This window comes from Streptomyces sp. NPDC042259 (assembly GCF_055582085.1).
The window spans coordinates 212,719-221,119 of sequence record NZ_JBVJDW010000008.1; the positions used below are offsets into that span (position 1 = coordinate 212,719).

Sequence of the window (8,401 nt, forward strand, 5' to 3'; positions counted from 1 at the left end):
TCTCAGTACGCCGGGCCCTCCGAGGGCGGGCCTTCCGGTGCCGGGGCGCTCGTCGGCGGCGAGGAGCCCGGCGCGGGTGACGCCGGCCCGGACGACGGTGTGTCGCTGTCGTATCCGCTGGACGTCCCCGGCGACTCGCCGCCCCCGGGCGGCGAAGCCGGGCGGTCCTTGCCGCCCGTGTCCCCGCGGTGCCGCTCGATCCACTCGCCGGTGCGCGGGTCGTAGATCAAGAAGATGTTGATGACGGTGGTGGACCGCTGGACCACCACCGACCTCTTCTCCTGGTAGGACGGCCACGCCTGGCCCTGGGGCTTGACGTCGCCCTTGATGGCCACCGGCTCCTTCAGCGGGTTCCCGCACGCGCAGCGCACCCGCGGCACACCGCGGTCGTCGACCATCACGGCCGTGCCCGCCTGCAGGACGTCCTGACGCTCGGTGGGGGCGCCGTCGCGGTAACCGTGGTTGGTGACCCGGGTGTCGTAGCGCAGCTGCACCGGTGTCAGTCCGCGCAGGTACTCGGGGATGCGGCCCTGCTCGATGCTCGCGGCCCGCGCCCACGCACCGCCCTTGTCCCGGTTCTCCGTCAGGTACGTGATCTGCTTCTCGACATCGCAGGCGGCGACGTTCTGGGTGCCGCCGTAGAGGCCCTGCGTCGACCCCGAGAAGGTCGGGCTCTTGCCTCCCTCGGCGGGGGGTTCCGGCGGTTTCGCCCCGCCCGTGTCGGACTGCTTAGCCGTCGACTTGGAGTAGGGGTCGGGCCCCTCCGCGGACGCCGCCTGGAGGAACACCTCCCCGCCCCCGCCGCCCTGCCGGGTGAAGAAGATCCCGAGCGCGACGGCCGCGACCAGGGCACCGGCCACGAGGGCGACGCGCGGGGCGGACCGCCACCAGGGAGGACGGCCGCCGCCGGACCCCCCGCGCGCGCCGGAGGGCGGCCCCGGCGGCTGCCCCGGGCCGGAGGGGCCGGAGGGGCCGGAGGGGCCGTACCCGCCTCCCGGCCCGCCGGACGGCGGCTCCGCCGGCCGGCCCGGCTCCGTGGGCCGGTGTGACGACCCGTAGGGCCCGGGCTCGGAGCCCTGGCCGGACAGCGGTCCCGACGGCGGGCCGGTGGGGCGGTTTCCTGACGGCGGTTCGGAAGTCACGGCCCTTCTCCCAGGCTTAGACGGTGATGCGGACCGAGGACGTACCGCGTCCTGGCCTCTTACGCGTATTCGGTTGATTCCACCCGATTTCGCTCCGCTCATTGTGTGTCCGGAACCCGCACCGGCCGCAAGCGGGAACGCGCACCAGGGGTGCGGGTCCCCCGGCCGCCCGCGCGGGCGGGCGGCCCGGCGCGCACGTGCGTACGTTGGAGGACACCGCGAGCCGCACGGGCCCCACGGGGTCCCATCGGATGTCCCCCGCTTTCGTTCCCGTCGGGGCCCTCATGAGCCCCCGAGCCCCCGAGCCCCCGAGCCCCCGGAGACAGCGTTGAGCAGCCAGCCGCCAAGGTCCGTGCCGGGCAGGGCGCTCGGCGAGGTACGCGCTTGGCGGGACGCCCTCGTCACCGTGCTCGCCGGGGTGGCCGCCCTGTTCGTCGTGGCCGCGCTCGGGCTGTGGGCGGCGGGCGCGGCGAGCCTGCCGGGTGGTGCCTTTCCCAGCGTGCTCGCGGCCACCGTGGTCACCGCCGTCGGGGGCACCGTCCGGCTGTCGGGCGGCGCGGGCCCGATCGCCCAATCGGGCGGCGGGCTGAACGTCGTCCCCCTCTCGGTGACCCTGGCCGGTGCCCTGGCCATCGCCGTGGTCTTCCTGCTGCCACTGCGGCATCACGCGGTGGTGAGCGGCGGTCAACTGCTCGCGCGGGCCGCCCGGACGGCCGTGCTGTGGCTGCTGGCCCTGCTGATCGTCGCGCTCACCGCGCGGCACACCTTCCGGATCAGCCTGGGCGAGGAAGCCTTCGACGACATCGGCGAACTCCTCGGCGCGACCCCGTCCGTGGGTTTCCGCGCGGACGTGGGCCCCACCCTCGGATTCGGGCTGTTCTGGCTGCTGGTGCTGCTCGCCGTGGCATCGGCGGTGTCCCGGAAGACACCGCTGCCCCCGCGGCTGCTGCCGTTCCAGGACTCGGTGCGGCCCGCCGCGTTCGCGATGCTGGTCGTCCTGCTGGCCTATGTGGTCCTCGGCCTGGTCGTCGGGGTGGTCCTGCTCTTCACCCGCGACCACCCGGACCAGACCGCGGCCGTCCTGCTGCTCGGACTGCCCAACCTCGTCTGGCTCGCCTTCGGCGTGGGGCTCGGCGGCGCGTGGGAAGGCAGGGTGCCCCACCCCATCGGCCTGCCCGTGCCCGAGGCCCTCGCGGCGGTGCTGCGTCAGCGCGACGGCGAGGCCACCGCCACGGTGGATCTGGGGTCGCTGGCGGAACAGGACGGGCGGGCCTGGCTGTTGGTGGTCCTCGCGGCGGTCGCGCTGCTGGCCGCCGGGTTCCTCATGGCCGTACGGTCACCGGCCGGCACCCGGCCGTGGCAGTCCGCCGTGCGGCTCGGCGCGGCCGCCGCGCTCACCCTGCTCGTCGTCGGACTGCTGACCCGCGTCTCGGCCCGCTTCGGACTGTCCCTGTTCGGCATCGGCGATCTCGACGCCTTCGGCGGCGAGGTGCTGCTGCGCCCCCGGCTGTGGCCGCTGGTGGGCTTCGGCCTGCTGTGGGGCCTGCTCGCGGGCTTCCTGGGCGGCCTGTTCACCACCCACGTCCGACGCCGCGGCGCCGTGAGCGGTAGCCCGTCCGGCGATTGAGGCGGCCCTTCGACTGCGCGCCGCCCGCGCCGCCTCCGGCGGCATGGCGCCCTGCGGGCGCGTCCTCAAGCGCCGGACGGGCTGGAATCGGCTGGCCTTCGATATCGCGGGCGCGCCCCGCCGCACAGGCGAACCGGCCCTCAGCCCAGCCCAGCCCGTCCGGCGCTTGAGGACACCACCGGGCACCGCCTACCGGCGAGTGGCATCCGCAGGCCCCGGAAACACCGGTTCCGCCCAGCGCGGCGGAGGCGGCGGTGGGCGCGGCGGTGTCCGGTCCGGCGGCAAGCCGGTGGGGCCCGGGTCCACGCGAGTGGACTCGTGCCCCCGCGAGGGCGGCGGTTCCCCGGTCACCGCACCGGTGCCGGCCCGGCGCAACGCGCTGACGAACATCAGGCAGGTGTCGTACCGCTCCTCGGGGGTCTTGGCGAGGGCCCTCATCAGCACCTCGTCGACGGCCGCGGTGAGATCGGGGCGGTGTTCGGAGACCGGCGGCGGGGGGTCGTTCTGGTGTGCCCACAGCAGCGCCATGTCGTCGTCACGCCGGAAGGGCGGGCCGCCGGTCAGCATCTCGTACACCACGCACGCCAGGCTGTAGACGTCGCAGCGGCCGTCGACCGGCTTGCCGGAGATCTGCTCGGGCGCCACGTAGTCGAGGGTGCCGACGAACTGGCCCACCGTGGTGAAACCGGTCAGCGACAGCGACTTCTTCGTCAGTCCGAAGTCGGTGAGGTACACATGCTCGGGGTGGTCGCTGTCGGTGCCCTCCGCGACCAGGATGTTGCCCGGCTTGACGTCGCGGTGCACCAGGTCGTGCGCGTGGGCGGCGTCCAGGGCGGAGGCGACCTGGAGGCCGATGCGGCAGGCGTCGACGACGGGGAGCCGCCCGGTCCGGTCCAGCAGGGCCCGCAGGTCCTGGCCCGCCACGTAGCGCATGGCGATGAAGAGGACGCCCTCGGTCTCCCCGGCCTCGAAGACCGGCACGATGTTGGGGTGGTCGATGGCCGCGGCGACCCTCGACTCGTGTGCGAAGCGCTGCCGGAAGGTGTCGTTGCGCGCCAGTTCGGGTGCCAGCAGCTTGAGGGCGACCGTCCGCCCGAGCCGCAAGTCCTGGGCGCGGTAGACGACGGCCATGCCGCCGCGCCCGATCTCGCCCTGCACGCGGTAGCCGGCGATCCGGCGGCCGATGAGGTCGGACTGCCGGCCGATCGGCACGTCCCCCCGGGTCCGGTCGTCGGGGCTCGTCATCGGCGGTCACCGAACACGGTGGGCGGTGGCGCTCCGGGGCCCTCGGCGCCCGGCTCCCCCTCCCCGGGCCCCGGGACCCCGCCGTCCTCCGAGGCGGACTCCGGCACCGCGAACGTCGTCATCGCCGTCCCGTCGCAGTAGCACCAGCGGTCGTGCGCCGCGTCGTACAGCCACATCGCCTCACCGTCGACGACGGCCCCGATCCGCAGCCCCTGGGTGGTGCGACGGAACGTCTCCCCGTCCGTCCGGCCCGCCGCCAGTTCCTCCACCGCCCGGCGGTAGCGGCCGACGGTCTCCTCGACGCGGGCCAGCAGCGCCCGCGCGTCGGCCGTCCGGGCGAGCTGCCGTCCGGTGCCCGGCGGGCCCTGCGGCACCGGGATCAGCAGCCGGGCATCGACCCACGCCGACCAGCCGTTGAGGCAGAGCACCTGGCCCCAGTCGCCCCGCCGTTCCAGCAGCCGCACCGGCAGCAGCGGATCGAGCGGCTCGGTCGCCACCAGCCCGTCGGGGGCCGCCCAGGTGGGCATGCCGTCCCCGGGCACCACATGCGTCGGACGGAAACCGGCGGCCGGGCCCACGGCGCCCGCGATGACGGACTGGGGTGGGTACGCTGCGTTCATCGAGGCTCCCGCCTGCTCACTTGCGCATGATGGCGGGCTCGTGGCGGCGCAGCAGCCGCGCGACGATGACGCCGAACACGACCGACAGCACCACCAGCATGCCCATGTTCACCAGCCAGGTGCCCGCCGAGTGGTCGAAGAGCGGGTCGGCGGTCAGTTTGCCCGGCACGATGCGCTCCAGCCCGACCGTGCCGGCCATCGCGCCGAGCGCCCAGCGCGAGGGCACCAGCCACGCCAGCTGTTCCAGACCGGGCACCCCGGCGAGCTTGAGCAGCGCCCCGCAGAAGACGACCTGGACGATGGCGAGGAGGACCAGCAGCGGCATGGTGACCTCCTCCTTGCGCACCAGTGCCGACACGACCAGGCCCAGCATCATGGCGGTGAAGGACAACAACGCCACGGCCAGCGCGATCTCGACGAGCGGTGGGAAGAACACGCCCTTGCCGCCGGGCGCGTTGATGTTCACGCCGAACAGCCCGACCAGGGTCAGCACGACGGCCTGCACCACCGTGATCAGCCCCAGCACCACCACTTTGGACATCAGATACGCGGATCTGGACAGGCCGACGGCTCTCTCCCGCTGGTAGATCACCCGTTCCTTGACCAGTTCGCGCACCGCGTTGGCGGCCCCGGTCAGCACGCCGCCCACGCACAGGATGAGCAGCGCGTTCATCGCCGACTCCGAGGTCAGCTTGCTGCCGGCGAGGGCCCGGGCCATCGCGCCCATCACGAACGGCAACGCGATCATGATGGCGAGGAAGGTCCGGTCGGCGGTGAGCGCGGCCGCGTACCGGCGCACCAGGGTGCGCAGTTGGGCGCCCCAGCTCTGCGCCTTCGGCGGCTTGGTGGCCTCTTCGGGGGCGCGGGCCCCGTCGAGCCGGGGTTGTTCGGTGGCGGCGGCGATGTACTGGCGGTAGTGCGAGGACGCGCGGTACTGGCCCGCCCAGTCGCGCCCGGCCTCGGCCTCGAACGCCTCGAATGCCTCGGGCCATTGGGCGTAGCCGAAGAAGTCGAGGGTCTCGTCGGGCGGTCCGTAGAAGGCGATCCGCCCGCCCGGGGCGAGGACCAGCAGCCGGTCGCACACGTCCAGGCTGAGGACGCTGTGGGTGACGACGATGACGGTGCGGCCGTCGTCGGCGAGGGTGCGGAGCATGTGCATCACGGAGCGGTCCATGCCCGGGTCCAGGCCCGAGGTCGGCTCGTCGAGGAAGAGCAGCGACGGCTTCGTCAACAGCTCCAGGGCGACGCTGACCCGCTTGCGCTGACCGCCCGAGAGACTGTGAATGGGCTGGTCGGCGCGCTGTTGGAGGCCCAGTTCACCGATCACCTCCGTCACCCGGGCCTGCCGTTCGGCCTGTGCGGTGTCGCCGGGGAAGCGCAGCTCGGCGGCGTAGCCGAGGGCGCGGCGCACGGTCAGCTGGGCGTGCAGGATGTCCTCCTGCGGCACCAGTCCGATGCGTGCCCGCAGCTCGGCGTAGTCGCGGTAGAGGTCACGGCCGTCGTAGAGCACGGTGCCCCGGTCGGCGGGCCGCTGCCCGGTGAGCGCGTTGAGCAGGGTCGATTTGCCCGCGCCGCTCGGTCCCACGACCGCGAGCAGGCTCTTCTCCCCCACGGGGAACGACACGTCCTCCAGCAGGGTCTTGCGGCCCTTGTCGACCCGTACGAGCAGGTCCTGGACGTCGAGCGAGATCTCGCCGGTGTCGACGAACTCCTGGAGTTCGTCGCCGACCAGGCAGAAAGCGGAGTGGCCGATGCCGACGATGTCGCCGGGCCCCACCGTCGCCCGTCGCACGGGCCGGCCGTTGAGGTAGGTGCCGTTGTGGCTGCCGAGGTCCACGATCTCGTGGCCGCCGTCGGCGGTGGCGCGCAGTTCGGCGTGGCGGCGGGAGACGACGAGGTCGTCGACGACGAGGTCGTTGTCGGCGCCGCGGCCGATGCGGACGGTCCGGGCGGGCAACGGGCGGACGGAGGTGGGGCTGCGGAACGTGCCGGTGGCGGACGGCAGCGAGACCGACGACGGGCGCCCCGACGGGTGCGCCGCCTCTTTGAGCAGCGCGGCCGGGCCGTCCTCGGGGTTGCCGAACCGGATGACGCTGCCCGGTCCGACGTCCTCCGCCCGCACCCGGTGGCCTTCGGTGTAGGTGCCGTTGGTGCTGTCGCTGTCCTCGAGCGTCCAGTGGTCCCCGACGGGGCGCAGCACCGCGTGGTGCCATGAGACCCGCAGGTCGTGCAGCACGATGTCGCTCAAGGGATCGCGCCCCACGTGATAGGTCCGGGTCGGACTCATCACCTGCGAGCCGCCGTCGGCCTCGACGACGAGTTCGGGGGCGGGGGGCGCGACCGACCGCTCTCCCATGTTTGGATTCTACGGCGGACCGCCCGGCCTCGCCTGTCCACGCGTGGGGTGCGGTGCCCCGGCCCGCCCGTCGAAAGGAGCCCGCCGGTGTCGTCGCGGCCCGCCACCGAGCGGCTGCCCGTCTTCGTCTACGGGACGCTGCGCCCCGGCCAGGGCAACCACGGCCGGCTGCTGCGCGGCCGCACCGCGGCGGAGGAACCCGCCCGGCTGCGCGGTGCGGTGCTGTACGCGGGGCCCGGCTATCCGTACGCGGTGACCGCCGAACGGGAGAGCGTGATCCACGGCGACCTGATCACCCTGGCCCCGGCGCGGTACGAAGAACTCCTGGCCGCTCTGGACGAACTGGAGGGCTATGTGCCGGGCGGTCACCGCAATCTCTACGAACGGGTCGCCCGGGAGGCTCTCCCCGACGGCGGGGCCGCCCCGGTGCGCGCCTGGGTCTATCTCGCCGCGGACCGCTTGGCCGGCCGGCTGCGCGCCGGACACACTCCGCTGCCCGGCGGCGACTGGCTCCGCTGATTTGTGGCCGGGCTCAGCCGAGCCGAGCCCCTGGGGGTACCCCGGCGGTAGCTGGGGAAGTTCGAGGGGTGCCCGCAGAGCGCCCACCGCCGCTGGCACAACCCGGCCCGCAGCCGAAAATCCGCCGGACGCGGCTTATGGCCGCCCCGGCCCGTCGCTTACGGTGCCCACGGAAGTGACGGATCATGACGGGTGAGGCAGAAGGAGAGACGGTGGCGGAGCGAGCGTTGATTTCCGGGGTGGGCGGTCACGAGCCGAGGATCGACCCGGGGGCGTTCACCGCGCCGACGTCGGTCGTGCTCGGCGACGTGACGCTGGAGGCGGGCGCGAGCGTCTGGTACCACGCCGTGCTGCGGGCGGACTGCGGTCCCATCACGCTCGGCGCGGACAGCAACATCCAGGACAACTGCACGGTGCACGTAGACCCCGGATTCCCCGTCAGCGTCGGCGAGCGGGTGACCGTCGGCCACAACGCCGTCCTGCACGGCTGCACGGTCGAGGACGACGTCCTGGTCGGGATGGGGGCCACGGTCCTCAACGGTGCGGTGATCGGGGCCGGTTCGCTTATCGCCGCCCAGGCCCTCGTCCCCCAGGGCATGCGGATCCCCCCGGGTTCCCTGGTCGCGGGCGTCCCCGCCAAGGTCAGGCGGGAGCTGACGGCGGAGGAGCGCGAACACATCAAGCTCAACGCCACGATGTATCTGGAGCTGGCGAAGCAGCACCGCGACGTGGCGACGTAGGGCCGCTCCGGCGGATCACGGGGGCGCACCGGCACCACCACTGCGCGGCGGTGTCCTCAAGCGCCGGACGGGCTGGTTTCGGCTGAGGTCAGCCGAAACCAGCCCGTCCGGCGCTTGAGGACGCGCCCGCAGGGCGCCCGCCGCCGCAGGCG

7 protein-coding genes are annotated in these 8,401 nt (G+C 73.7%); 3 read left to right on the forward strand and 4 right to left on the reverse strand.

Annotation, left to right across the window (positions count from 1 at the left end; translation table 11 throughout):
- Window positions 1–2: 2 nt before the first annotated feature.
- Complete coding sequence (locus ACZ6MA_RS22385) at window positions 3–860, reverse strand: DUF6777 domain-containing protein (RefSeq protein ID WP_469435673.1); 858 nt, start codon at window positions 858–860, stop codon at window positions 3–5.
- Window positions 861–1,470: 610 nt separating this feature from the next.
- On the opposite strand from ACZ6MA_RS22385, the gene ACZ6MA_RS22390 reads away from it, so the two are divergent.
- Entirely contained in the window at window positions 1,471–2,769 is a 1,299-nt protein-coding gene (locus ACZ6MA_RS22390; RefSeq protein ID WP_469435674.1) for a streptophobe family protein, read from the forward strand.
- 189 nt (window positions 2,770–2,958) lie between these two features.
- Here the strand turns inward: ACZ6MA_RS22390 and ACZ6MA_RS22395 are convergent, their stop codons facing one another.
- The 3 genes from ACZ6MA_RS22395 to ACZ6MA_RS22405 are packed head-to-tail and all read right to left on the reverse strand — an operon-like array spanning window position 2,959 to window position 6,990.
- A complete protein-coding gene (locus ACZ6MA_RS22395) occupies window positions 2,959–4,014 on the reverse strand; it encodes a serine/threonine-protein kinase (RefSeq protein ID WP_469435675.1) in 1,056 nt (351 codons plus the stop codon).
- The gene (locus ACZ6MA_RS22400) at window positions 4,011–4,634 is read right to left on the reverse strand and encodes a hypothetical protein (RefSeq protein ID WP_469435676.1); all 624 of its coding nucleotides are present in this window, start codon (window positions 4,632–4,634) and stop codon (window positions 4,011–4,013) included. Before ACZ6MA_RS22400 ends, ACZ6MA_RS22395 begins: the two co-directional genes overlap by 4 nt.
- Before the next feature lie 16 nt (window positions 4,635–4,650).
- Entirely contained in the window at window positions 4,651–6,990 is a 2,340-nt protein-coding gene (locus ACZ6MA_RS22405) for an ABC transporter ATP-binding protein/permease (RefSeq protein WP_469435677.1), read from the reverse strand.
- A gap of 87 nt (window positions 6,991–7,077) precedes the next feature.
- Between ACZ6MA_RS22405 and ACZ6MA_RS22410 the strand changes: the two genes are divergently transcribed.
- Together ACZ6MA_RS22410 and ACZ6MA_RS22415 are read left to right on the forward strand one after the other, a co-directional pair.
- Window positions 7,078–7,509 (forward strand): gamma-glutamylcyclotransferase family protein, encoded by a 432-nt coding sequence (locus tag ACZ6MA_RS22410; RefSeq protein ID WP_469435678.1) that lies wholly within the window; start codon window positions 7,078–7,080, stop codon window positions 7,507–7,509.
- A 212-nt stretch (window positions 7,510–7,721) separates the two neighbouring features.
- Window positions 7,722–8,249, forward strand: coding sequence for a gamma carbonic anhydrase family protein (locus tag ACZ6MA_RS22415; protein WP_469435679.1), 528 nt, complete (start codon window positions 7,722–7,724; stop codon window positions 8,247–8,249).
- Window positions 8,250–8,401 lie beyond the last annotated feature (152 nt).